This window comes from Paenibacillus sp. FSL R5-0887 (genome assembly GCF_038002305.1).
Lineage (GTDB): Bacteria > Bacillota > Bacilli > Paenibacillales > Paenibacillaceae > Paenibacillus_AQ > Paenibacillus_AQ odorifer.
In genome coordinates, this window is sequence record NZ_JBBOCE010000001.1 from 694,304 (window position 1) to 719,986 (window position 25,683).

General features: G+C 45.6%; 22 protein-coding genes and 1 pseudogene. 17 read left to right on the plus strand and 6 right to left on the minus strand.

What is annotated here, in order from left to right:
* Window positions 1-69: 69 nt before the first annotated feature.
* Both MKY14_RS03130 and rpsD read right to left on the minus strand, forming a co-directional pair.
* Window positions 70-2,985, minus strand: coding sequence for a transglycosylase domain-containing protein (locus tag MKY14_RS03130; RefSeq protein WP_076189866.1), 2,916 nt, complete (start codon window positions 2,983-2,985; stop codon window positions 70-72).
* A gap of 244 nt (window positions 2,986-3,229) precedes the next feature.
* Window positions 3,230-3,829: a 30S ribosomal protein S4 gene (rpsD, locus tag MKY14_RS03135; RefSeq protein WP_036686147.1), complete on the minus strand. Its 600-nt coding sequence runs from the start codon at window positions 3,827-3,829 to the stop codon at window positions 3,230-3,232.
* A 400-nt stretch (window positions 3,830-4,229) separates the two neighbouring features.
* Here rpsD and MKY14_RS03140 point away from each other — a divergent pair, with 400 nt between their 5' ends.
* From MKY14_RS03140 to MKY14_RS03165, 6 genes are all read left to right on the plus strand, one after another.
* Entirely contained in the window at window positions 4,230-6,233 is a 2,004-nt protein-coding gene (locus tag MKY14_RS03140) for a sensor domain-containing diguanylate cyclase (protein WP_076305209.1), read from the plus strand.
* Window positions 6,234-7,491: 1,258 nt separating this feature from the next.
* A complete protein-coding gene (locus tag MKY14_RS03145) occupies window positions 7,492-7,644 on the plus strand; it encodes a hypothetical protein (protein ID WP_340975762.1) in 153 nt (50 codons plus the stop codon).
* A gap of 26 nt (window positions 7,645-7,670) precedes the next feature.
* A complete protein-coding gene (locus MKY14_RS03150; protein WP_340012430.1) occupies window positions 7,671-8,576 on the plus strand; it encodes a hypothetical protein in 906 nt (301 codons plus the stop codon).
* Between the two features lie 95 nt (window positions 8,577-8,671).
* Complete coding sequence (locus MKY14_RS03155) at window positions 8,672-9,787, plus strand: aminopeptidase (RefSeq protein ID WP_036686152.1); 1,116 nt, start codon at window positions 8,672-8,674, stop codon at window positions 9,785-9,787.
* A gap of 106 nt (window positions 9,788-9,893) precedes the next feature.
* Entirely contained in the window at window positions 9,894-10,139 is a 246-nt protein-coding gene (locus MKY14_RS03160) for an HPr family phosphocarrier protein (RefSeq protein WP_036686154.1), read from the plus strand.
* Between the two features lie 202 nt (window positions 10,140-10,341).
* On the plus strand, window positions 10,342-10,638 hold the full coding sequence (locus tag MKY14_RS03165; protein WP_036686156.1) for a YlaN family protein: 297 nt from the start codon (window positions 10,342-10,344) through the stop codon (window positions 10,636-10,638).
* 87 nt (window positions 10,639-10,725) lie between these two features.
* On the opposite strand, the gene cax is transcribed toward MKY14_RS03165, so the two are convergent.
* The gene (gene cax, locus MKY14_RS03170; protein ID WP_036686157.1) at window positions 10,726-11,796 is read right to left on the minus strand and encodes a calcium/proton exchanger; all 1,071 of its coding nucleotides are present in this window, start codon (window positions 11,794-11,796) and stop codon (window positions 10,726-10,728) included.
* 154 nt (window positions 11,797-11,950) lie between these two features.
* Here cax and MKY14_RS03175 point away from each other — a divergent pair, with 154 nt between their 5' ends.
* Complete coding sequence (locus MKY14_RS03175) at window positions 11,951-12,316, plus strand: Asp23/Gls24 family envelope stress response protein (RefSeq protein ID WP_019911482.1); 366 nt, start codon at window positions 11,951-11,953, stop codon at window positions 12,314-12,316.
* A gap of 88 nt (window positions 12,317-12,404) precedes the next feature.
* Here MKY14_RS03175 and ftsW read toward each other — a convergent pair whose 3' ends face one another.
* Both ftsW and MKY14_RS03185 read right to left on the minus strand, forming a co-directional pair.
* Window positions 12,405-13,646, minus strand: a complete 1,242-nt coding sequence (gene ftsW, locus MKY14_RS03180) for a putative lipid II flippase FtsW (RefSeq protein WP_081388260.1) — start codon at window positions 13,644-13,646, stop codon at window positions 12,405-12,407.
* The gene (locus tag MKY14_RS03185) at window positions 13,643-13,990 is read right to left on the minus strand and encodes a YugN family protein (protein WP_036686159.1); all 348 of its coding nucleotides are present in this window, start codon (window positions 13,988-13,990) and stop codon (window positions 13,643-13,645) included. The genes ftsW and MKY14_RS03185 overlap by 4 nt, the downstream gene beginning before the upstream one ends.
* 239 nt (window positions 13,991-14,229) lie before the next feature.
* Here MKY14_RS03185 and MKY14_RS03190 point away from each other — a divergent pair, with 239 nt between their 5' ends.
* From MKY14_RS03190 to MKY14_RS03235, 10 genes and pseudogenes are all read left to right on the plus strand, one after another.
* On the plus strand, window positions 14,230-15,411 hold the full coding sequence (locus MKY14_RS03190; RefSeq protein ID WP_340975763.1) for an amidohydrolase: 1,182 nt from the start codon (window positions 14,230-14,232) through the stop codon (window positions 15,409-15,411).
* Between the two features lie 62 nt (window positions 15,412-15,473).
* Complete coding sequence (locus tag MKY14_RS03195) at window positions 15,474-15,905, plus strand: CBS domain-containing protein (protein WP_076129131.1); 432 nt, start codon at window positions 15,474-15,476, stop codon at window positions 15,903-15,905.
* Window positions 15,906-16,024: 119 nt separating this feature from the next.
* Window positions 16,025-17,737 (plus strand): DNA repair helicase XPB, encoded by a 1,713-nt coding sequence (locus MKY14_RS03200; RefSeq protein ID WP_340975765.1) that lies wholly within the window; start codon window positions 16,025-16,027, stop codon window positions 17,735-17,737.
* On the plus strand, window positions 17,734-19,659 hold the full coding sequence (locus tag MKY14_RS03205) for a helicase-associated domain-containing protein (RefSeq protein ID WP_340975766.1): 1,926 nt from the start codon (window positions 17,734-17,736) through the stop codon (window positions 19,657-19,659). Before MKY14_RS03200 ends, MKY14_RS03205 begins: the two co-directional genes overlap by 4 nt.
* Window positions 19,660-19,679: 20 nt before the next feature.
* The gene (locus tag MKY14_RS03210; RefSeq protein ID WP_076129134.1) at window positions 19,680-20,117 is read left to right on the plus strand and encodes a YlbF family regulator; all 438 of its coding nucleotides are present in this window, start codon (window positions 19,680-19,682) and stop codon (window positions 20,115-20,117) included.
* 40 nt (window positions 20,118-20,157) lie between these two features.
* Complete coding sequence (locus MKY14_RS03215; protein WP_036686170.1) at window positions 20,158-20,421, plus strand: YlbG family protein; 264 nt, start codon at window positions 20,158-20,160, stop codon at window positions 20,419-20,421.
* A gap of 165 nt (window positions 20,422-20,586) precedes the next feature.
* Window positions 20,587-21,024 carry a hypothetical protein gene (locus tag MKY14_RS03220; RefSeq protein WP_076129159.1) on the plus strand — a complete coding sequence of 146 codons (438 nt, stop codon included), beginning with the start codon at window positions 20,587-20,589 and terminating at the stop codon, window positions 21,022-21,024.
* 160 nt (window positions 21,025-21,184) lie between these two features.
* Window positions 21,185-22,084, plus strand: a complete 900-nt coding sequence (locus tag MKY14_RS03225; protein WP_076129135.1) for a selenium metabolism-associated LysR family transcriptional regulator — start codon at window positions 21,185-21,187, stop codon at window positions 22,082-22,084.
* Between the two features lie 23 nt (window positions 22,085-22,107).
* Window positions 22,108-22,560, plus strand: a pseudogene (locus MKY14_RS03230) (GNAT family N-acetyltransferase); the annotation flags it as partial.
* Window positions 22,561-22,632: 72 nt separating this feature from the next.
* Entirely contained in the window at window positions 22,633-23,520 is an 888-nt protein-coding gene (locus tag MKY14_RS03235; RefSeq protein ID WP_076280369.1) for a PHP domain-containing protein, read from the plus strand.
* Between the two features lie 87 nt (window positions 23,521-23,607).
* Here the strand turns inward: MKY14_RS03235 and MKY14_RS03240 are convergent, their stop codons facing one another.
* Window positions 23,608-25,497: an Rqc2 family fibronectin-binding protein gene (locus MKY14_RS03240; RefSeq protein ID WP_340975767.1), complete on the minus strand. Its 1,890-nt coding sequence runs from the start codon at window positions 25,495-25,497 to the stop codon at window positions 23,608-23,610.
* Window positions 25,498-25,683 lie beyond the last annotated feature (186 nt).

Sequence of the window (25,683 nt, forward strand, 5' to 3'; positions counted from 1 at the left end):
AAACACCGTTCCCGGATGAATTCATGGGAACGGTGTTTTGCTGTGTGAAATTATTTAATGATCTTTGGGTTAACGTGTCCCTGCATTATTACCTGCTGTGGTATTATTACTGCCTCCAGTACTGTTACCTCCGCCGGCTGGTGTTTCCGTCGGTAGTAGCGGGAGAATGTTACCTGGATCCTCAATAACGTCTCCTGGTGTCGTCTCAGGCTCTGTAGGCGCCTCTGTACCAGGTTGTTGATCAGGTGTAGGAGTTGCTTCGGGTGTTGGTGTAATCCCTCCAGCAACGCTGCCAGAAGCCGTCTCATTACCTGCAACATCCACGGCTGTTACATAAAAGGTTGCATTAGCACTTGCAGGTGTACCCGGTGTGAATACCTTGTTCTCATCTGCCATGAGTATAGATTGCTTCTGGAAAGAACCTCCGTTTAATGAACGATATAAGCGGTATCCCACAACATCTGCCGAGCTGCTAGCGGAGAAGCTGATGACCGCTTTACCAGTGCTATAAGAGACGTTAACATTTCCGGGAGCAGCAGGGGAAGCCCCATCGTCCACACGTGGATCAACTTCTGTTGGGAAATCCGTCTTGGCATCGGCTGGCATATAATACTCCAGTGATTTATGATCCTTCATCTTAGGGAAGGCAGCCAGGAGTTCTTTGACTAGTTCCTGTATCGGCTTCTCGCGTTTAACGACGATTTTTTCCTTTAGGAACTCCTCTGGAGTGCCTTCCAACGGGATATAATTGACGCCTTTGTAAGTAATATATTTGGCTTTGGAAATCCCGTCGTCGCTCTCTTTTGGCACATATTTTGTATTAAATATATCCGTTGTGAATTTATCAGTCAGGGATGTTGGCAGTTTGCCGCTATATGCGGAAACTGTCTTTTTGATAATTCCCTCAGGTTGTGCAAATTTGTCTGTGACGAATAGTTCCGGCTGCTTATCAATGACAGCATTCAACACTTTTGCCCATAATGTTTGGGCTTGACGTTTTTGTGTATCTCCCGTAAGAGTGTTGATTTGCTCTTTGTAGCCGACCCACATTCCCAGTGTGACATCAGGAGTGTAGCCCATAAACCATACGTCTCCATAATTCTGGGTAGATCCAGTCTTACCGACAATCGGAATTTCTTTAGAGTGTTTATATTCTCTTTTTACGGTGCTGGCTGTACCCTCTGTAATTACAGTTCGCAGCATATCTGTCATTAGGTAAGCTGTTTGCTTAGAGAATACTTGCTCAGGATTAACCTTGTGCTGATAGATAATTTTGCCCTCTGAATTGACGATTTTCTCAATCATGTAGGCATCATTAAAAGCTCCTTGGTTACCGATAGCGGAATAGGCATTGGTTAACTCTTCTACGGATACTCCGTATTTCAGACCGCCTATAACCCCAGTCTGCGCGCTGTAATCATCATCTGTGAGGGTGGTGATCCCCAGCTTTTTAGTAAAGGCCCAAGATTTCTCTATTCCGACCTTTTCATTAAACAGCTTAAGCGCAGGCAAGTTGAGCGATTTGTTAAGTGCGTAACGGGCAGTGACCAGACCTTGATAGCGATTGTTGGCATTCTTAGGAATGTGGAATCCTTTTCCGCCGTCTTTTAGAATAATTGGCGCGTCATCCACAATCCCGGCAGGCTGAATCAGCCCTGCATCTAAGGCTGGTAAATAAGCTGAAATTGGCTTCATAGTCGATCCGGGCTGACGGATCATTTGGGTAGCATAATTCATCTGCTCAATATTGAAGTCGCGACCCTCAATCATGCCGAGAATGGCTCCGCTTTTGTTGTCGATTAACATGCCAGCCGTTTGTTCCATACCTTTGGTTTTGCTGTCTTTAGTAAAATTATTGCTGTCTTCTGAGACACTATGCATTGCATTGTAAACTTTTTTATCAATGGTTGTGTAGACTCGATAACCGCCGGTCATGAGCTGCTGTCTTGCTTCCTCAAGTAACACGGCATTGTCAGTAGTGCTATTGGCATCCGTTGTGCCATTTTTCTCTTCATTCAATGATAGAAGGATCTCGGATGCTTTACGCTCAGTCTCCATCATCAGATATGGATAGGTAGCATAGGCTTTTTTGGTGTGCGGCGCCAGAGAACTCTTGATATCAAATTGAAGGGCTTCATCATATTGAGAGGTAGTAATCTTATTCTCTTCAAGCATACGACGAAGTACAAGATGTTGACGGTCCATAGCTCTGTTGAAAGCTTTTTCGTTGAATTCACCTATGCCATTAAATGCAGAATAAGTGGAAGGGAGCTGCGGAAGACCAGCCAAATAAGCTGCTTGAGCCACATTCAATTTGTCCAGATCGTCTAGACCGAATATCCCTTTGGCTGCTGCTTTAATTCCGAATACATTGTAGCCATTCGAGCCATTGCCGAAAGGAACCTTATTCAGATAAGCCGTTAATATTTCTTGTTTGGTCAAGAAGCGTTCCAATCTAAGAGAAAGTAGAATTTCTTTTACTTTGCGATCTTCTGTCCGATCCAGATTCAGGAATACACGTCTTGCGAGCTGCTGGGTGAGTGTACTACCTCCGGTCTGAACGGATTCATTGAGAAGCTTTTGTTTGACGGCACGCAAGGTGCCTTTGAAATCCACGCCATTATGCTCATTAAAATTATTGTCCTCTATAGCGAGAACTGCATCGATAATAAGCTGGGGGATATCGTTGAATTCAATGAGCCTTCGGTCTTCTTCTGTCCGAAGCTGGCCGATCGGTGCGCCGTCTCGGAAATAAGCGAATCCGGTGATCGCATTTTGACTGACCTGCTGCTGAATCATTTCTTCGGAGCGAACAGGTTCATCCTTCACAATGGAAGCGACATAGCCTGCTACAGCACCACCGGCAAATAGAACGCCTATTATTCCAAGAATAAACATCCACTTAACTACAGAACCGAACCTGCTTAGGGCGGATCTGCGGGGTGAAGGCTTCTTAGCGTTTTTTTTCTTGTTCTCTTGAGCCATCGACGATAATTCCTCCTTTTAACGGAATTATTATAGCATAAATTGGCGTTTTTGAATGCGCTTCTACCTGATTCTCATGGACTTAAGATTCGACTTTTGTGCAAAAATTATAAATAAAGTAATTTAGGGTATGATTTGCGGAAGCATAACCTTTTACAAACGGCATGGAATTTAGGATATTGACATAACAAAAAGCCCCCGGATTAATCCGGAGGCTTCGGTCATACCCGCTAAAAGCGAGATATTAACGGTTGTAGAACTCGACGATTTGTTTCTCATCGATATCCTGGGAAAGCTCGGAACGTTCTGGCAAACGAATATATTTACCTTCGAAAGATCCTTCAGCATATTCCAGGTAAGCTGGAAGGTGGTTACGGTTAGCAAGAGCTTCTTTAATGGAAGCCATGCCTTGGCTCTTCTCGCGAAGACCGATAACGTCGCCCAAGCTTACACGGTAAGAAGCGATGTCGACTTTTTTGCCGTTTACAGTTACGTGTCCGTGGGATACCAACTGACGTGCTCCAGCACGGGAGTTAGCAAATCCAAGACGGTAAACTAGGTTGTCCAAGCGGCTTTCAAGCAAGAACATGAAGTTTTCGCCCGCAAGACCTGGAAGTTTTTGTGCTTTAGCGAAGAGAGTACGGAATTGTTTCTCTCCCAAGCCGTACATGTGACGCAGTTTTTGTTTTTCCAAAAGCTGCATTCCGTAGTTACTTACTTTTCTGCGTTGGTTAGCGCCGTGTTGTCCTGGTGGGAAAGGGCGTTTCAGGTCTTTGCCTGTACCGCTAAGGGAAATGCCCAGACGGCGGCTGAGTTTGAATTTAGGTCCGGTGTAACGTGCCATGTTATAGTAGACTCCTTTATATTTGAAATTTCAGGTTAGGGCTCTATTTGCGCCGCATTTCGTATCCGTGATTAGCATTATTGGCTTTCACACTACCAGGGAAGTTCAGCCGCTGCCCTGGCAGTAACGAAATGCGTGAGGGTGACACAACGTTACGCCCAAGTAAGACTTGTTACAGTCTTGTTCAACAATAAATATTATATGAAAGTAGCATATAAAGTCAAGCGCATATTAAAAGAGTTTTTGTCATTCTTTGTCGTTAGTTCTTTGGTCCTAAAAAAAATCCCGGAAATAAGGAAAATATAATGCAATACACAAAGAAAGGGAGTAAAATATAGTTAATTAGATGTTAATTGGGAAGGTTTTTTTTCTTAAATGAGAAGCAAAGGGGATCTTCGTTATGTCAGAACAGAAAGCATACGCTTCTCAAGACAGTCGTATGCTGATACAGGACAAATTGCACACTAGTAGAGATTCCGAAGATCCCACCGCCTGGCTTAGGGAAACGGAAATAGTGTCCCATGACTTCCCATATTTGGCCAATCTGATTGCAGACAGCTTCGAGGAATGGATCGATGGGCTAGAGGCTCTACCATTCGCTAAATCATGGGATTGGTGTGTGCTGAATTTTGAAGGCAGATATTTTGCTAATATTGCCGATCAGCAAGAACGATGGAGGCACCAATGGGAGCAAGCGGCTGCAGCTAGTTTACTTTCTGGCGCAACCTCCTCTGTTCAACTTACGGTGCAGGGTCAGGCTATGAGCTTTTTTACTATACCGCTCATCACTCGCGTTGACAAAGAAATTTTTGCCTTCCTAGGCTGTGCTATGCCGACACAACAATATTTAATGGGTGGACGAGATACTGCTGAGGCTATATCTTTGCAGTACCGGACCATATTCTATCATAAGTTTGAACATATTTTTGTAACTGATCTTGCGAGTGTTCATCAACATGCTGAACGTGAGAGCAATCGCCGCTCCTTGTTATTTCAGATCGTTCAGCGGATGCATGACAATATTGATGTGAACGCTGTGCTTACGGAGGTTATAGATAGCATTTCTGCAATGTACCCTGGTGCCAGGCTTGAGCTGTTTATGTCGCAAGATCACCGCAGCACTCATCCGCAGGTCAAACCTTTACCGTTTCAGATGTCCAGTGATGATGTCTGTGCTAGAGCATTTAAAGACGGCCGTGTTGCTCTGAACACCAACACCGAAGATCAACACATTGTAGAGATTGGTCTTCCGCTAGGCGGGAAGCAAGGGGTTTATGGCGTATTCCACATGGTGATGGATAACTCGATCTTTATGGATGTAGATTTACGGTTTCTCTCGATGGTGGCGGATACCGCAGGTACTGCTTTTGAGAATGCCAAGCTGTATGAACGCTCCAATCAGCTCATTCGTGAGCTGCGTATGAGTAACGAACTTACACAACGGCTGAATCAAAGCTTGCGTTTAGGGGATATTTTTCAATTTGCGTTTGAAGAGCTGTTGGAGATGTTTGGTGCAGACTACTGCTGTATTTTACATATGAACGAAGAAAAGGGCGGGCTAGAGGTTATTGCTTGCAATCATTCCTCCTTGCAAAATGAAATTTTAGAAGTAGGACAAGGTTTAGGCGGGAAGGTCTATACTACTGGGGAATCATTAATCATGTCTAACTACATAGATAATCCTAATACTACTTCTCGTTTAATGAATGCTACCGGGTCGCAGTCGCTGATTGCCACACCTTTAAGTGTAGGTGGTGAAGTGCGTGGTGCCATCATGTTGGCCCATCGCGATGCCCATTATTTTTCTTATGACAATTACAGATTGCTTCAAGCGATGGCGGGGCATATTGGACTAGCTGTAGGGAACGCAAGGCTGCATGCCGAAGTTAGACGATTAGCGAACAGAGATAGCCTAACTGGACTTTATGCTCGTCATTATCTGGACGAAGAAATAAAGGAACGGCAGTCTACAGATTTTTGCGGTTGCTTAATCGTTGTGGATATCGATCAGTTCAAGATGGTGAATGATACCTATGGTCATCAAAAGGGCGACAAGATCTTAAAAGAGGTCAGTGAAATTGTGAAGTCCTCCATCCGTCAAGGGGATATTGCTGCGAGGTGGGGTGGAGAAGAACTGTCGGTCTATTTACCATTAATGGGAGTAGAACAGGCAGTAAATGTGGCTGAACGTATTCGTAAGCGAGTGATGAATGAGACCGAACCTAATGTAACAGTGTCCTGCGGTATAGCAGAATGGAGCTGGATGGACGAACGTGTAAGCGTCGAATCCCTGTTCTATCGAGCGGATATGGCACTGTATAAAGCTAAGAACAATGGGCGTAACCAGGTGATCGTTGACACTAAAGAGAATGGCAGCGGTGTGAAGGGATTGCCTCATAAGTAAAAAAAAGATAGCAGAGCAGCGGTTCTCCCGTATTTGGAGAGTCGCTGCTTTTTGTTTTGGCAGATGGTTGGTTGCTTCGACTGTGTATCCATCATGCTGCGAGGCTTGCGGACTCAGCTGACGTTATTGGCGTGTATTTTGCCTTTGGGGCATGTTTTCGGACTCCAGAGACGCTATTGCTTGGAAAAAGACTCATTTTGTGCGTTTTTAAGGTCAATAGCTGCGCTGGAGTCCGTTGGTATGGGAAATATCGGGAAATGCTGCGTTAAGGGCCAGCTGTGTCCGATAGAGATAACGGCGTGGCGACTGCAACGGTCATATTCGCGCATCGGCACGTGACTAGCAGTTCTCCCGTAATTGGAAAGTCGCTGGTCATTGTTTTTGATAGTTGGCTGGCGCTTCGACTGTGTATCCATCATGCTGCGAGGTCTACGGACCCAGATGACGTTATTGGCATGATTTTAGCTTTTTCAGCAAGGTTTCGGACTCCAGAGACGCTATAGCTTGGAAAAAGACTCATTTTGTGCGTTTTTAAGGTCAATAGCTGCGCTGGAGTCCGATGGTATGGGAAATATCGGGAAATGCTGCGTTAAGGGTCAGCTGTGTCCGTTAGAGACAACGGTGCGGTAACTGGCATCGGTAATATTCGTACATCGGCATTTGACCAGCAGTTCTCCCGTAATTGGAAAGTCGCTGGTCATTGTTTTGATAGTTGGCTCGCTGCTTCGATTGTGTATCATACATGCCGCTGCGAGGTCTACGGACCCAGATGACGTTATTGGCATGATTTTAGCTTTTTAAGTAAGGTTTCGGACACCAGAGACGCTATTGCTTGGAAAAAGACTCATTTTGTGCGTTTTTAAGGTCAATAGCTGCGCTGGTGTCCGTTGGTATGGGAAATATCGGGAAATGCTGCGTTAGGGGTCAGTTGTGTCCGATAGAGATAACGACGTGGTGACTGGCAACGGTCATATTCGCGCATTGGCATTTGAACAGCGGTTCTCCCGTTATTGGAGAGTCGATGGTCATTGTTTTTGATAGTTGGCTGGCGCTTCGACTGTGTATCATACATGCCGCTGCGATGCTTTCGGACCCAGATGACGTTATTAGCATGATTTTAGCTTTTTAAGCAAGGTTTCGGACTCCAGAGACGCTATTGCTTGGAAAAGGACTCATTTTGTGCGTTTTTAAGGTCAATAGCTGCGCTGGAGTCCGTTGGCATACGAAATATCGCAAAATACTGTAATTAAGGTCAGCTGTGTCCGAAAGCTTCAACGGTGCGGCGACTGGCAGCGGTAACTTCGTGAGTCTGAAGGTGGTATGTATTGACATTCAGAAGCAAGCGACGAACGCGCATAAGTTAGAGCAATGTATGGAAACCGATTACAGCAACGTATTTGCATCTGTATAAGGCGCGCAGGAAAGGAGAACCCTATAGTGGGCTGTAAAGTAAAATACTCCAAGAAAGGCCTGATGACCGTGAGAAAGTCATTATTACTGAAGGGGTTAGTTCTTATGATTTTTACCTTGTCCTGCGTGTTCAACAGCGGTTGCAGCGTTATTAGAGATAAACCAGCCAAGGAAGATCTGAGTTTGGTGTTAGCGGGTATAACGGGCAGCGATGGGGTTACTTTTAAAGGGTCAACCATGCTTACAAAAGGTGGAAAGACCGTTCCGGAATCCATGATATTTTACGAAGGCACAGTACAGGACCATAAGAAGGTTAATCTGTATACACTGCTTCCTGATAAATCCTCAGCCACAAAAAAATCAGCAAATAGCGCTAAAGATTTAAAAAGCAGCATCACTTCTATGAAAGCTTTCCATAGTCAGCTAGAGAAAAAAGAGGGGGAATGGGTAGCGTTGACCACTGAAGGTTCCTCTGAGGACGGAAATCCGCTTGCTTTGCTTAATCCGTTGAAACAGCTGGAGGAGCTGCAATCCATGGAGGCTAATGTGACTGAAGATGCGGGTGCAGGCAGAGGGACGAATGTGCTGCGGATCGAGCTGTCGCCTGCTGAGGCCAGAAAGCAGCTGACTGCTGAATTGGAAAAAGAGATGCAAGACCTTCGACCTGAAACACCAGATTCTGCTGAAAAAATAACAAAGAACGACCAGGCGGTTACGCAAGCTTTGGTGGAGCTATGGGAGAAGAAAAATAATGAATTACAGCAAAAGCTGAAACAAGCTAATGTTGAAACTGTCTACCATTTAACCGTTGATACAAAACATAATCTGCCGAGAAAGCTCACCTTAAATCGTAAGGTTACCTATTCGGAAGCGGGGAATGAATCTGATAATGAAACTTATGTATCACAGGTGAATTTTTCAGGCTTTCGTTGATTTTCACATTATCCCACAGGTCTTGCGCTCCATACAGGGCGTGCTACAATAGAAAAGCTTGCTTATTTTTTAGACAGAGGAAGGAAGAATACACAATGAAAGATCCCAGAATTCAAAAGCTGGCAGCTAACCTAGTCGGTTATTCTGTAAATGTCCAGCCAGGCGAGAACGTGCTCGTCGAAATGATTGGCAATGAAAGAGATTTAATCAAAGCTGTTGTAGAGGAAATCGGCAAGGCCGGTGGTCATGCTTTTGTACAATTAACAGATCGTACAGTCCTGCGCAGCATGCTTAAATACGCAACTCGTGAGAGTCTTCAGACATGGGCTGAAATTGACTTGAACCGGATGAAGCAAATGGATTGTTATATCGGGATTCGTGCAGGTGAGAATGTGAACGATCTGTCCGATGTTCCTGAAGAAAATATGAAATTGTATAACTCGTTGTACTCTCATCCAGTGCATAGCGAACAACGTGTGAAGCATACGAAGTGGGTAGTACTGCGTTATCCGAATGCGAGCATGGCTCAGCTTGCGAATATTAGCACTGAAGCGTTTGAGGACTTTTATTTCGAAGTGTGTAATTTGGATTACGCCAAGATGGACAAGGCTCAGGATGCTTTAGCTGATCTCATGCGCAGAACGGATAAGGTACATATTTTGAGTGCTGGAACAGATCTTAAGTTCTCGATTAAAGGAATCGGTGCAGAGAAATGCTCCGGGCAAAAAAATATTCCGGATGGCGAGGTTTACAGCGCCCCAGTTCGCGATTCTGTAAATGGAACGATCAGCTATAATGCACCGTCAGTATATAATGGAGTGACCTTTGAAAATATCAAATTCAAATTCGAGAACGGAAAAATTGTTGAAGCCACCAGCAATGACTCCGCCCGTTTGAACGAAATTTTGAATTCAGATGACGGAGCACGTCATATTGGCGAATTCGCTATTGGTTTTAACCCTTACATTCTTCACCCGATGAATGATATTCTTTTTGACGAAAAAATCGCAGGCAGCCTGCACTTTACGCCAGGACAAGCATATGATGTTACAGATAACGGTAACCGCTCCTCCATTCACTGGGATCTTGTGTTGATCCAACGTCCCGATTATGGCGGCGGTGAAATTTATTTTGACGATGTATTGATTCGTAAGGATGGAATTTTTGTGTTGCCGGAACTCGAAGGTCTGAATCCTGAAAACTTGAAATAAAATGTAATAACAAGAAAACTCCTTGCACAAGTAAGCGGATTCAATGTATCATAAGAAATGATAACAAAAGACTAAAGTTTTATAATCAAGTTGCGGAGGGATTTCTATGTCCAGTAACAATGCGGCAATTGTCGATATTGCCCAAACGGCAGGCCAGTTCAACTCTTCAATCGTTCTTCAAGCGGACAACAAGTACATTGATGTTAAAAGTATCCTTGGTTTGTTCACTACTTTGGTATCCAGCCAAAGCTATGAGCTTCATGTTCATGGGGCAGATGCTGAAGAAGCTAAGAAGGCAATGACTGAAGTGTTTGCAAAACACGGTTTGAAATTCACAGTTGTTGCTGAGTAATAGTCGTGCTAAAAACGTCCTACCGGTTTTCGGTGGGGCGTTTTTTCTAGAAGTAGATATGAAACTTGATAGGATAACGCAGCAGGTTCTTTTAAATATATGGTTAGTATAAACTGAATTGTTGTATTGATACCGGATTTCGTCTAATATTAAGTAAAATAGTAAAAGCAGCTTAACTTTTGGACATGGGGGGGATAGAGGCATGACTTCATCGGAATTACAGGAACAGTATAATCTTAAAGCAATCAATCTTCTACAAGAAGATGCCGATAAAATTCAGCAACTTATAGAAGTGCAGATGGAGAATCTGGCAACACGCTACTGCCCTCTCTATGAGGAAGTGCTGGATACCCAGATGTACGGTTTCTCCAGAGAAGTGGATTTTGCGGTTAGAGCAGGTTTGGTCCCAGAGATTACTGGTAAGATGGTACTAAGTAAGCTGGAGCGTAACTTAGCAGTACTCTACGAGGCTTTGAACAACAAAGCGAAGGAAGAATAAATATCGGTTTCTTAAGTATTTATAGAAGCGCACATGAGGACGAATCGCTCATGTGCGCTTTTTGTTGTGTACAATGGTTAATAATGATTATACGAGATAGAAGGAGACTCCTAAAATCAGGTAGACCGTTAATAACAAGAGACCCTCATACCAGTTAGTCGAGCCGTCCTGAGTAATTGATTTGGCAATAAAGACAGCTACACCGATGGCGACAATTTCGATGGTCGTAAAAACTATGTCCATTGTATCACCCATGAAATAACTGGCGAAGATTAGGACAGGTGCTACGAACAGGGCGATTTGCAGACTGCTTCCAACCGCAATTTCTACTGCTGCACCGATTTTGTTCTTCATGGCCAGCATAATGGCTGCACTATGCTCTGCGGCATTACCGATGATAGCTACGAGGAACGCACCTACAAACAGCTCGCTGAATCCGAAACGTTCTGTCAAAGTCTCTAACGTTCCTACCAGCCACTCACTCACGAAGGCTACCATTACAGTGGCAAGCACGAGATAAAGGATGGATTTGTTTTTGGACCAAGCAGGGGCATGTTCATGAGCTAATTCTTCTTTACCCTCTTCTGTAACGTCCTCTAGATGTTTCTTATGCGTGATCATGGAGAAGATTAGCCAAGCTATGTACGAAGCGATGAGCAGCCCGGCAACGATTAAACTGAGCACATCGGTATCCTTCTCCGTAATAGAGTGGGTGGTAAAGAACATAGCGGGAACAAATAAGGCAATGACGGCAACGATCATCAGGGAGCCATTCATTCCGGCAAGGGTTACGTTGAAGTTCTGAACTTTGAACTTCATCCCGCCGGCGAAAATACTCAATCCTAGAACAAGCAACAGGTTGCCGATAATAGAACCGGTAAGACTGGCTTTGACCATGTCGAACAATCCTTCCTTGACCAGGAAGAAGGCAATGATTAGCTCAGCAGCATTGCCGAAGGTGGCGTTTAGGAAGCCGCCCAGTCGTTGTCCGGCATAATGAGCTACACTTTCAGTGGCCCGGCCGAGAAATCCAGCCACAAACACCACAGCGATTGCTGAGAGAATGAACTGCAGGGTATGATCCCAATCGGCATAATGGCCGATCGCACTAAGGATAAAGGCGATACCCATCAGTGATGGTGAAATCCATTTTTTCAAGGTAAAGGACACTCCTATCTATGTATTTAGATTGAATTCATAATCAATATACCCAAATTGTTCCTAGGTGTAAACGAGAAAGCGATAAAGTGATTTGCTTTTTAGCCTGTTTTGGAATTACAATAATTGATAATGAGTGTAGGGGGGATATGGCATGGCAGAACAACTTCAACTGGAAATGGGAAATATACGAATTTCAAATGACGTCGTCTCAAAAATTGCCGGTTTGGCTGCCTTGGAGACTCCGGGAATTGCAGCCATGTCTGGTGGCCTGTCAGAAGGCTGGGCGAAACGTCTAAGCGGTAAGAACGTTCAGAAGGGCGTTACCGTTGAAGTAGGACAGCTGGAAGCAGCAGTAGATCTACGAATTATCGTTCTCTATGAAACACCGATCCACGAAGTGTGCCGGATGCTTCAGCAGAACGTACGTGAAGCTGTGGAGAGCATGACTGGACTTCATATTGTTGAGGTAAATGTCAAAGTTGAAGGCGTAGCTTTCAAGAATGATGAAATCTCTTAAAAAACTTGAACACAAAAAAGCAGTCCAAGGTTAATTCCCTGGGCTGCTTTTTTATGTGTAAATTCCCTAACCTCCGGCTTTATAAAGCTTACCGGGAACGAACCTGTCTAACCGTTGTTACAGATTTCGTTACTTCCTCTTTGGCAGGAAGGTTGGTTTCTCTTGAGATGCTTAGCATAATTCCCATGCACAGCATGCTGACAAGGAGTGAAGAGCCCCCGTAGCTGATAAACGGCAAGGTAACGCCGGTAAGAGGGATTGTATTGGTTACACCGCCGATATTGACAAAGGCCTGAATGGCTATGAGGCCCATAATCCCAATTCCGACGAGCGTACCAAAGGGATCCTTACACCTTAAAGCGATTAGAATACCTCGCCAGATAAAATACAGATATAACATCAAAAATATGGAGGTCCCAAGAAAGCCGAACTCTTCACCAATTACGGGGAAGATAAAGTCCGTATAAGGGTATTTTAGATAGTCCAGCTTTTGAATGCTTTTGCCGAAGCCGGAACCACTTACTCCACCTTGGCCAAGAGCGGTTAAGGATTGAATAATGTTATAACCATCACCCTCAGCAACCTGATAAGGATCTAAAAAGGCAACGATACGACCTTTTCTATAATCCTGAGTGTCAGTGGCTTTATCGGATGGAGATAAGGAATCAATCGCTGCTTTGGCGCCTACAACTAGTCCTACACCCAGCACTAGCAGTGCTATAGAGCCCAGAATATGCTTCATGCTGGCACCGCCGGCATAAATAACAAGTCCGCTGGTAGCTACGAGAATGAGGCAAGAACCTAAATCCGGCTGCATCATTATAAGTCCGGCAACAATACCCACGATGACCATTACAGGGATATATCCTGTACGGAAATCTCTAAACCGTTCACCTTTTTTGGTGATGAGTGCTGAGATATACAGGATAATCGATATTTTGGCTAATTCGGTGGGTTGAATTCCAAGTTTTCCGATACTAAGCCAGCTCTTGGCACCATTAATTTTTTCAGAGAAGGCTACCACGAGCAGAAGTATAACGGTGATGATAAAAATAGGTACATACCACTTCTTAAACTTACTGTAGTGAATGTTCATAGCTATAAACATAACAACGGTTCCGAGTACGATCCAGATCACTTGGCGTTTAATGAAATATAGAGGGTCATTACCGAACTTCGAGCTTGCTAAGGTTAAGCTTGAGCTAGCACTGAAGACCATGACTAGACCGAAACCCACAAGTAGTAGTGTTAAGATAAGTAGTTGGAAATCGGGTGTTCCTCTTTTGGGCAGGCTGACATTTTGTTTCGTCGTTCCCTTTCTGTTACTCAAGCCTCTAACAGCTGCTTTAATTCAAGAATCCGCTTAGCAGCAGTGTCCAATACTGGTTTTGGCACCGGAGATTCATATTCCAGGCCATGAGGGAAGGTTGCTTTTCCTAAGTATACGGCTTCAATTGCAAGTACGGCATCAGACTTCTCTAGCTTTCCCTCGACAGCGCGAGTGTTAATGCGTAGGAAGTATTCGCCACCATCCTGTGGGTCTTCAATTTTGCAGTCGTAAGTGGCACGATAGTATTCCCATTGCCAGCGGATGAAGCCAGCTTTTGTGGCACTCTCGTCCAGATAGAGAAGATCACTCTTCAATCCTACGAGGCCCGTGTTCTCAAAAATCATAGCACGCATATCCCCCTTATGAAGTATAATGATGAATTTCTGATCCGATTGCTGATGTTCTACCTCATGATAGTATGTTTCTAAAGGTTGTGCAAGAGTAGGCAGTGCCTAACAATACCCAGTTTTTTGCGTTTCTGCTACAATAAAAGAATTATAGTCGTTCGCGGCTGGAACAAAGTGAACAGGACTGCTATCGCTTGCTATGGATGCGGGTTTATCGAGAAGGGGATGGAGAACTTATGAAGAGCTTAGCGGTTGACTCGCTCATGCCGGAGATCGTAGAATGGAGACGCCATTTGCATCGTCATCCGGAGTTGTCTTTTCTTGAAAAGGAAACGTCAGCATTTATAGCAGATAAGTTAGCCAAATTCGGAATTGAAGTCAGAAGAAGCGGGACAGGGTATGGTGTGCTTGGCATACTACGGGGAAAGCGGCCGGGGAAAACCGTTGTTCTTCGTGCGGATATGGACGCCCTACCTATTAAAGAGGAGAACAAGAAGGATTACGTTTCGCAAAATGAAGGGGTAATGCATGCCTGTGGACATGATGGCCACACTTCCATACTGCTCGGTGTAGCCTCTTACTACAGCAGCCGGCTTGAGGAGCTGGAAGGCGAGCTGCGTTTTCTTTTTCAGCCCGCAGAGGAAGTATGCCCAGGAGGGGCGCAGGGAATGATTGCCGAAGGCATGTTAGAAGGAGCGGATGCGGTGTATGGTCTGCATCTGTGGACTCCATTGCCTATGGGAACTGTAGGGAGTGCTCCGGGACCGTTGATGGCGTCTGCGGACGAGTTCTTTATAGATATCATTGGCAAAGGCGGACACGGCGGCATGCCGAACCGTACCATTGATAGCATCGTGGCGGGAGCGGCGCTGGTGACCCAGCTCCAGAGCATTGTCAGCCGCTCTGTGAACCCGCTGGAGCCTGCTGTACTCAGTGTCGGAACCATTCAAGGGGGATTCGCCCAAAATGTCATTGCCGAGCAATGCCGGATCACAGGGACAGTGCGGGCATTCGACGAGGAGACACGGCATTTGATACGCCAGCGAATCGAAGAAATGACCGTTTCTATTGCCAGCGCTTACGGGGCAGAAGCTAAGATAGATTACGTTATGGGATATCCTCCCCTCGTAAATCACGATGGTGAAGTGCAGCGGTTTTTCGAGGTGGCTCCAGCGGCTTTAGGAGAATCTGTTGAAGTGATTCGGATGGAAAAGCTGATGCCAGCTGAGGATTTTGCCTATTATGTTAAGGAGATTCCAGGCTGCTTTATGTTTGTGGGTGCCGGAAATCCGGATAAAGAGGCTGACTATCCACATCATCATAGCAAATTTGATTTTGACGAAGATGCCATGCTGCACGGAATGAAGCTGCTCATTGCTATGGCGAATTCCTGTATGCGTGAGAACACAATCGTATAATTTCGTTTCATAGAGGAGAACCTATTCCCATAACATGAGACCATGATTAGGAGGGTTCATTCTTGAAGACAGTGAAAGAGGTTATGACGAAGGAGCCTGCAACGGTTACGCTGCAAGATAATGTGTATGAAGTTGCCGTGAAAATGCGAGATTATGACACTGGATTTATACCTGTTGTTGATAATGAAGAACATAAGACACTGCTCGGTGTAATTACTGACCGCGATCTCGTGATTAGAGGTTATGCGGCTAAACATCCTGGTTCAACCTCAGTGGAAACTGTAATGAGTAAAGAGATTCAGGCCGTCTCGGAGAATACTTCAGTAGATGAGGCTGCAGAGTTAATGGCTGGCTGGCAAATTCGCAGGCTGGCGGTGACACGTGACCAGAAGCTGGTGGGCGTAGTGTCGATTGGAGATCTGGCTGTGCGCGACATTTTTGCGGATGAAGCTGGTGAAGCCCTCCATGATATTTCGCAGCAGCATTTACATTAAATAGTCAGATAGGGAAGCTCATGACCGTTATGCGGGGATGGGCTTTTTCCTGTTATATGAAAATAAACAAAATTACATAGCGCAAGCTTAAATTACTTGAACACTAGGGAGGAAAAGCTATGAATGGATCAGGAGCGTGCATCGTACGCAGGGACCGGACAATTTTACTGGAATGTGCTCATCCGGATTTTGAGGTGGCAAGGAAAAAGCTAGGGACCTTCGCGGAGCTGATAAAAAGTCCTCCTGCTTACCATACCTACCGAATTACCCCTTTATCTCTTTGGAATGCAGCTGCGCTTAATTATACTGCTGAGGAGATTATCACTAGCCTGCATCACCTTGCACGCTGGGGTGTTCCCACAGGACTGGAGGAGGAAATCGAAACTCTTTTGTCCAGATATGGAAAGCTGACTCTTCATGGCCAAGAGACTCAGAATGAGGTCGTTATGTTAAGAGCGGATGCTCCTGAGCTTTTGGATGAATTGAGTGATGAACAAGGTCTAAAATCGCTGGGTCTACTGAGAATAAATCCTCTGGAATGCGCGTGCCCTGCGGAGAATAGAGGGCTTTTGAAACAAGAGCTGATGAGATTGGGTTATCCAGTTCTCGACTACGCCGGATATCATGAAGGGCAAGCGCTTAGCTTGACCTGGAAGGAGAATCTCGATACCTGCAAGGCTGATTCGGCAAACGATTCATTTGGCTTACGTGAATATCAGCAGGAGGCCGTTCAGCTGTTTCAAGGGACAGAAGGACAAGGGGGAAGCGGTGTGGTGGTGCTGCCTTGTGGCGCAGGGAAGACAATTGTAGGAGTAGCAGTACTTGAAAGTCTCCAATGTGAAACCCTAATTTTAACTTCAAATACAACGTCCGTAAGGCAATGGATGGATGAACTGCTGGAGCGAACAGATTTGGCTGGGGAGGCAGTGGGGGAATATTCCGGTGAAAAAAGAGAAGTGCGGCCAGTCACCATTGCCACCTATCAAATATTAACGCATCGTTCGTCCAAAGACGGTCCGTTTCTCCATATGAAGCTGTTTAACGAACGCAATTGGGGCTTGATTATATATGATGAGGTTCACCTGCTTCCAGCGCCTGTATTTCGGGCTACAGCAGACATTCAGGCTACACGTCGACTGGGGCTTACAGCCACTTTGGTTAGAGAAGACGGGAAGGAAGGGGATGTGTTCTCTTTAATCGGACCGAAACGCTACGATTTGCCTTGGAAGGAGCTGGAGCAGCAGGGCTGGATCGCTGAAGTGGAATGTGTAGAGATCATTGTGCCGATGAATCCGGAGCTTAAACAAGAATATATGTACGCGGCGGCAAAAGAAAAATTTCGTATGGCTTCCTGCAATCCTGCCAAAGCTGAAATTGTAGCCAAGCTTCTAAAGGTCCATACAGGTTCTTCGGTGCTGGTTATTGGACAATATCTCGACCAGTTAAGTGAACTGGCTGACAGGATCGGGGCGCCTTTAATTACCGGCAAAACGAAGCAGCGTGAAAGAGACGAGCTATATGCGGCTTTTAACGAGGGAGATATACAGGTACTGGTGGTGTCAAAAGTAGCGAATTTCGCGGTGAATTTACCTGACGCGTCAATTGCTATTGAAGTCTCGGGAGCTTATGGATCACGGCAGGAGGAAGCCCAGCGACTAGGTCGAATCCTCCGTCCCAAAGCGGGGGAGAATAAAGCCTATTTCTATTCACTGGTATCTGAAGATAGCCGGGAACAGGATTTCGCTTTGCGCCGCCGGATGTTTTTGACTGAGCAGGGCTATGAATATGTCGTTAAAAAGATGCCGAGTGGAGAGGAGCGAACCATCCATTGAACCAGCTGTCAACAGAAGCATTAGAGGTCTTAAAGCGATTATGTGCAGCTTATGCTGCCCAGCCGTTTGAGGAAGGGAAGGAAGAACGATTGCGCCCTGTGGCGCTTTGTCGTGCTGAGCAAAAGCTTGCAATGAACGAATTGCGCCGCGAGGGGCTGTTAACTGCAAGGCATAAAATATTAGGCGAAAAGCTGTACCAGATTCCTGTTGATCAGCTGCCGGCAATTGAACAAGAATTTTTCCCGTATCAGCCGCAATTCATTGCCGGGCATTTAGTGAGTCTTACCATGGAAGCAGGAGCCGGACTGGCGATAGATTTGTTTCGGGCTTTGCTGTTCACCGCTTGGGAAGGGTTGCCGCTGACAGCCAAGGGGATTATTCATAAAAAGCATCTAAACCGCTTAGCGGCGCAGCTCTCTTTTGGGGAGGAGCATTTGCAAGGGCTCTCCGTGGGTTCTCTTTTAGAGGAACAGAACACACTTTCTGTCATAGCGACGGTGGATATCCTGCTGTGTCTTGGACTTATTCGCAGGCAGAGTGCCGGATACACGCTTGATCTGGAGCTGTTGGATCGTTGGCTGCAGCTTCCTGAAGCGACGATGAGTGACATTCTTTATGGGATTGTAATTAATCGCTCTGGAAGCGTGGGCCCAGCCGATCAACATTTTCGTTATATAATTTCTAATGCAGATTTTATCCCCGGGAAATGGATAATGCTGCCCGCACTATTAGACTGGATGATGGCTTCTAATCTCACAGGTAACGTTGCCCGTAATGAGCTTGAGAAGTCAAGCTTGAACTGGTTACGTTGTTTAACAGGCTTTGGCTGGTGTGAACTGGGAGAAACCGCTGAGGGCATGTTGTGTTTTCGCTGGACCGCTGCTAAGCCAATGCTATCTGCTGAGAGGGGATCATTCGCTGCTGTTGGGTCTGGAGATACACAGGAACAGTTTATTGTGCAGCCGGATTTCGAGGTGCTGGTTCCACCGGAGGTCCCCTATTCTGTACGATGGACACTGGCTGGCTGCGCTGAGCTCCAGCAAAGTGATACGATATGGAGCTTCCGGCTGACGAAAGAGAGGTTGGAACTTGCAGCTGAGCGTGGAATGTCACCGAATGACATCATCTCCTGGATAAGTGAGCATGCAATGGGCGGGCTTCCTTCGGTGGTTCAAATGTCCCTTGAGCAATGGGCAAAAAGTATTGGCCGTACTTCACTATCGCAAGTAATTCTCTTGACCTGTCAGACGGAAGCCGATGGAGCTGCTATCGCAGCTCACCCGCGTTTACAGGAGAATCTTGAACGTATCGGTCCTTTACATTTCATAGTGGACCCGGAATACATGGAACAGATACGAAAAGAACTGTACTCCGCGGGGCTAGCGCCTTCCAGAATCATTGGAGGACAAGGGGAGGATCCAAACGTAGGGTGGAGTTGGTTTCCTCATGAAACAGGAAACCCCGAGGCAACGTATGTTCTTCCAGAGCTGAATGTAGAACTAGGATTGCTGTCCAAAGGGAATCCTTTTCTTAACCTGCCGGTTATTGCTCCTGAACAAGAGGAGGAGATTCTCTTCGGTGGAGAAAATGTACCGCAGATCTGGAGCAAAGAATGGCGGCATTATCATAGCTCGACTGCACAAAAGGTGATGGAGCAAGGGTTAAGATGGGGAGTCAAAGTGCGTTTTGCACTAAAAGATCAGATGTTAGATTTTATCCCTTCCCGCATAAGCGGAAATCCATGGAGAGTTTCCGGACAGCTGCTCTATCACGATGGTGAAACGGTTGAAGATATAGAGCTCACTCCGGAAGACTGGAAGGAAATGAAGTTAGTTATTCCCAAAGGACGAAGAAATTCCTCTTCTGCTCAAGCGAGTGATTATGGTATGATAGAAAAGTCTACTGAATCGGTAGATCATTAACGAAGAAAAGAGCTGAGTTCATGAGCGTAGCTGAAATAAATACGGTCGATATGGCTGAAGTGCTGACATACGCCTATGAATTAGGCGATATGATTAATCAATCCGCCGAGGTGTCGGATTACTTATACTGGAAAGGACGGGTTGATACGAACCCCGAAATTCAGGCCATGGTCAAACGACTTCAGACTAAGAAGGAGTTGTTTGAAGAAACACAGCGATTCGGACATTTCCACCCGAATTATCATTCAGCAAAGGATGAGGTTTCGGCAGTAGAAGCGGAACTGGAGCGGTTCGAAGAAGTTGTTCGTTTCAAGCTGGCAGAGAAGACCCTTGACGACATTCTGCATTCCATGTCGGAAGCGATTGCTTTTTCAGTATCCGATAGCATTAAAGTACCAAGTAATGATCCTTCCCCTAAAGGTGGATGCGGCAGCGGGGGAAAATGCTCCTGCGGATAAGCTTCCCTTAGGATTTAGAGAGAGAAAGGCGGTTTAGCTTATGTTTGCGGAACGGACAGGATACATCATTTGGGTAAGTGACGTTAAAGCGGCACGTAACCTTGAGAAATACGGAACATTACATTATGTTTCTCGGAAAATGCATTATGCAGTTATGTATGTAAATGCAGAACGGGCCGAGGAAGTTATGAAGAATGTCCGCAGACTCTCCTATGTGCGAAAGATTGAAAGATCTTATCGTAACGAAATTAAGACAGAGTATACTAGTAATGGACCGGACAAGTCCCGTAATTACAGTATGTGATTCCAGGAGATAAACAGGCGCTTAAACAGCGCCTGTTTTTTTTATGCTTATTTACAAAAAAAACGCCATTACTCTCGACGGTAGAAACTTGTACAACTTTCGGCAATGAGGTAAGATGACAACATTAAGTGCATACTAAGACCCTTATGGTGGAGTGTGATGATGATGCGCAACAAGGGGACGGATTGGCCCAGCACTTATGAGCCCTTCCACATCATGCTGAACGATTACAGGGTCGCCGATATCGTTATAACCAATCATGCGAAGAGCCGTTATATGGACCGCATCAGCAATGGTGCAAGCAATGCCGAAGAGGTCGCTGCATGGATGTGGCAGTGCCTAATGCAGAATCGGATCAAGCCCTTTTCAAGCAGTGATTATAACGCATATTTAATTGACGATGACTCTGTAGTAATCGCTGAGTTTACGGAATTGACAGGTGAGAGAGATCTCTCAGGCCAGCCATTATATTCTATGATCATCGTTTCGTTTCTTGGGAGAATCTCGGAGATGCCACAGTTGAGAGATTTAAAGACCTATTTTTCACTGCTGCGTAATTCTCACCGCACAAAGCTGTCGAAGAAGAAACGAAGACGCAAATAGTCTATAAAGAATCGGGCAAGAGGCATGCGGCGAGTCTGCATGTCCTTTTTAAAAATATAAGAATTTATATACAGCACGATTATAATATTCTTAAGTTTCTACGAGAAACGATTGTCGTCTTTAAAGGACGTTCTTTTTGTAATATAAGGAGTTGCGAAGCATGAACTTTCATCAGCTGCATATTTTTTATACGGTCTCCGAGCGGGGAAGCTTCTCGGCGGCGGCGCAGACTTTACATATGACTCAACCAGCTGTGACCATGCAGGTACAGGCACTGGAGGATTATTTTGGCACCAAATTGTTTAACCGTTCCACCAAAAAAATCGTACTCTCCGAAGCAGGGCACACCCTGATGCCATACGCGCTGCGCAGTATTCAGCTGATGCGTGAGACGGATCAAGCGATGTCAGCATTCACACATATGCTGGAGGGGCGGCTGCAGCTTGGGGCGAGTCTTACGATAGGAGAATACGTGCTGCCACGGCTGTTAGGCCCTTTCGGAAAGCAATATCCTAACATTTCAATTATGATGAAAGTGATGAACACCTCGCAAATTATGGAGGAAATCCTCAAGCATCAACTGAATTTTGGTTTAATTGAAGCCCCGGTCACACATCCGGACATGGAGATCGAGCCCGTGATGGGGGATGAACTGAAGTTGATCGTGCCACATGATCATCCACTTGCGGAGCAGCAAGAGGTTACCTTGGAGCAAGTGCTTCAGCATCCTTTTGTATTGCGTGAGCAGGGCTCAGGAACGCGGCGTGTGATGGAGGAGCAGCTGTTCTCCAAGGGACTTGATCCGGGAACTATGAAGATCGTGATGGAGCTTGGAAGTACGGGAGCTGTGAAATCAGCGGTGGAAGCAGGTCTTGGCATAACGATCATATCGACCTCTTCGGTCAAGCATGAAGTTGCGCTGGGACTGTTGAAAATTGTGAATATCTCCGATGCCTCTTTTAAAAGACAATTCTACGCCATTCATCTAAAATCAACACTGCTGCCAATTTCTGCAGTAACCTTCCTGACTTATTTGCGTGAGCATTCGAATCAAATCTGATAGTTAAAGCGGGGGATATTACAATGTCAATTGTTCTACGTGGAGAAAAGCTAGTATTGCGCGATATTACAGAGGCTGATTTTCAGAAGCTTTATTATCACTATCATGAAGCTGAAGACCGTGAACACTTGAAATGGGATGGTCCCTATAAATCTCTGACACATCAAAGATTCGAAAAGTTTACCGAGGACTACATAGGTCATTTGGCGTTAGTTGAGACGGAAACCCCGCGTAACCTGTTGATCATAGAAATAGACGGCAAGGTAAAGGGGAAAGTAGGGCGCTACTGGATATCGCAAGAAACCAACTGGATGGAGATTGGTATAGTAATCTTTGATTCTAGTTATTGGTCAGGTGGTTACGGTACGGAAGCGTTTAAGATGTGGATAGATTATTTATTTAATTCTCTTGATACAGTCCGTCTTGGAATAGGCACCTGGTCAGGGAATAAAAGAATGATCGGGTTGGCAGCGAAATGTGGCATGGTGGAGGAAGCTCGCGTCCGTAAAGCACGAATCGTGCGAGGAGAATACTATGATGCCATAAAAATGGGGATTCTGCGGGAAGAGTGGGAGAATGCAGGTAACCTATCTGCTAAGGATGTATGCGACCTCCATACCCATACTCAAGCCTCTGACGGCATGCAGCCGCCAGCGGAGAATGTACGGCTTGCTAAGGAGAAGGGGCTAAGCGCTGTTGCCATTACGGATCATGATACAGTAGCTGGCGTGAAGGAAGCCTGTGAAGCAGGAGAGAAGTACGGAATAACCGTTGTGCCTGGTGTAGAGATCAGTACGCGTGCTGGTGGCAAAGACATTCATGTGCTGGGCTATTATGTTGATCCTGAGAATGAACAATTTCTCTCACGTTTGGAAGGGCTAAGAGATACCCGGGCACTTAGGAATGAAGCGATAATTACCAAGCTGCAAGACCTTGGGATTGCGATTACCTTGGAACAGGTTATAGTGGGGATCGGGCGGGAATTGAAGCCTGACGAAAGCATCGGCCGGCCACATATTGCCGACGAGCTGGTTCGGCTTGGGGCAGCTACCGATATGAGAGATGCCTTCAACAAGTATTTGGCCGAGGATGCAGCAGCCTATGTGTCACCTCCCAGAATCACACCGGAGGAAGCTTGCGAGTGGATCATTGAGGCAGGAGGGTCTCCAGTATTAGCCCACCCGGGCTTGTACGGGGATGACCTTCTGGTGCGAGATATTCTGGAGCAAGGCGCTTTTAAAGGGATTGAGGTCTATCACTCTGATCATGGACCTGCGGAAGAAGAACGTTATCAAGTTATGGCTGAGGATTATAATCTGTTAATAACCGGAGGTTCTGACTTTCATGGTGCCCGTCAAGGCGTAATTTTTCACGGGGATATCGGCAGTGTTACGGTTTCTACAGAAGTACTGAAGTTTTTAAACAAGAAGGCATGAAATTAGTCGATTTGCGGAGCGAATTATAAAAACCTCCAGCCTTAGATGTTCAACATCTGCAGCTGGAGGTTTCTTTATATCTAGTAGTTAGCTTCTCAAAGTATTTGGAAGACTCTTAATTCTTTCCTCATTAGGTGTGACGAACAGTGTCTTTTGATGATCATAGATTACAAATCCCGGCTTGGAACCGCTTGGCTTACGTACATAGCGGATCAATGTACAGTCCACAGGCACACTGCTGGACTGTTTGGCTTGGCTGAAATAAGCGGCAAGCTGAGCGGCTTCTTCTAGCGTTGCATCTCCAAATTGCTCACTTCGGATGACCACGTGTGATCCGGGGATGTCCTTGGTATGCAGCCAAGTATCATTCGGAGAAGCCAGCCGATTGGTGACGTATTCGTTCTGCAAATTGTTTTTGCCGACATAAATATCGATTCCTTCCGAAGAGGTGAAGACCTGTAATGTGGGTCTGGTGGCCTTTTTCTTCTTTTTACCCTTTTTGCTCCGGTCACGCAGATAACCTTGGCTTACAAGCTCGTCGCGGATCTCCTCAATGTCGTTGAGGGAAGCGTGGGCAAGTTGCTGCAGCAGACTCTCCATATACAAAATTTCCTCATGCGTCTTCAAAAGCTGTTCATTAATAACAAGCAGGCTGTTTTTATATTTGTTGTATTTTTTGAAATAACGTTGTGCATTGTCCGAAGGATTTAATAACGGATCGAGCGGAACCACCATTTCCGCCTGATTTTCATCATAATAATTGACCAAGGAGGCTTCTTTATCCCCTTTGGATACCGCGTGTAATGAAGCGAAAAGCAACTCACCCCAAATGCGGTAACGATCAGCATCCTGAGCTTCGTCGAGATCCTTCTGCAAATTAGCGAGTTTTTTAACGTTTTTGCTCCGTTCATTGCTGAGGAAACGGATCAAATCACTCACCCGTTGCTTTACAGTATCGCGCTCGGCTTTATCCCCGTAATAATCCTCCATACATTCACTGATGGAGTTGTAATGTTTCGCACTCTCACCCAGAAGTGTTAAGGGGATCGCAGAAAAAATCATTTTACCTTTTGCGTTTGCACCTGCAACAGGAGAAAACTCGTTATCACGTACGGGGCCCATTACGGAATGGAAGGCAACCCATAATTTTGTTGGAAACGCTGCTTCGGTTTCTGTAACTTCGCCTTTATCCAAGGTGTTTCTCAGACGAAGAGCAATTTCACCAGCAATCAGCGGGCTCATTCCGCTGAAAGCATGTACCATCCAGCCTACCGGGTCAGCTGAGGGAGATGGACCGCCAGAGCCGTCAGGTTTTTGCTCTACTGCTTCTTTTGTGATCAGATTAGCAAGCTCTCCCTCAACGATTTCTTCTGGCTCAGCTTCCTCCTCAACATCCTCTATCAGCGCAGCTTCTTCAGCAGCCGAGATTAAATTGAGAAATTGCTCCTGGCCGATTTCCAAAGGGTTCAGCTTATGCTGCTGAGGCGGCTCTGTGTAGGCGATGCCGGGCATCACAATCCGATAGCTGCTAATCGATGGAGTTACATGATGAATGCCGTCTATGATCGTTCCAGAGCTGAGATCAGTAAGAATGATGTTACTGTGCCGACCCATCAGCTCTATGATGATCTTTTTGGCAAATACGTCACCAAGCTCATCTCTAGTCTTGACGTTTATGTGAATAATTCGTTCCATGCCTACCTGCGTAATGCTTTCAATGGTCCCTCCCTCACAATGCTTCCGCATAAGCATGCAGAACATGGGGGCTTCCGAAGGATTAATGCTGTTTCTTTCGGTAAAATGCACCCGAGGATACGTAGGATTAGCAGAGAGCAGCAGCTTGCCGCCGCCACCTGCGCCGCGCAGGTTAAAAATTAAATCGTGATTGTTCGGTTGATATATTTTTCCTATACGTGCACCTATGAATGATTGCAATTCGTGCACGATAGCTTTGGTAACAATGCCGTCTAATGCCATGATAAAGCTCTCCTGTCGCCGTGAAATGAATTTCTTAAATATAAGAAAGTAAAAGTTTCACACAATACTTTATGTCTTATATTTCTCGCTCAAACGCCTACCTGTCCTTATAAGGACGCCAAAGACGTTTATGCTTACCTCTCTATGATGCCATACTTTAGGACATTCGCGCAAAAGGGGAATTGG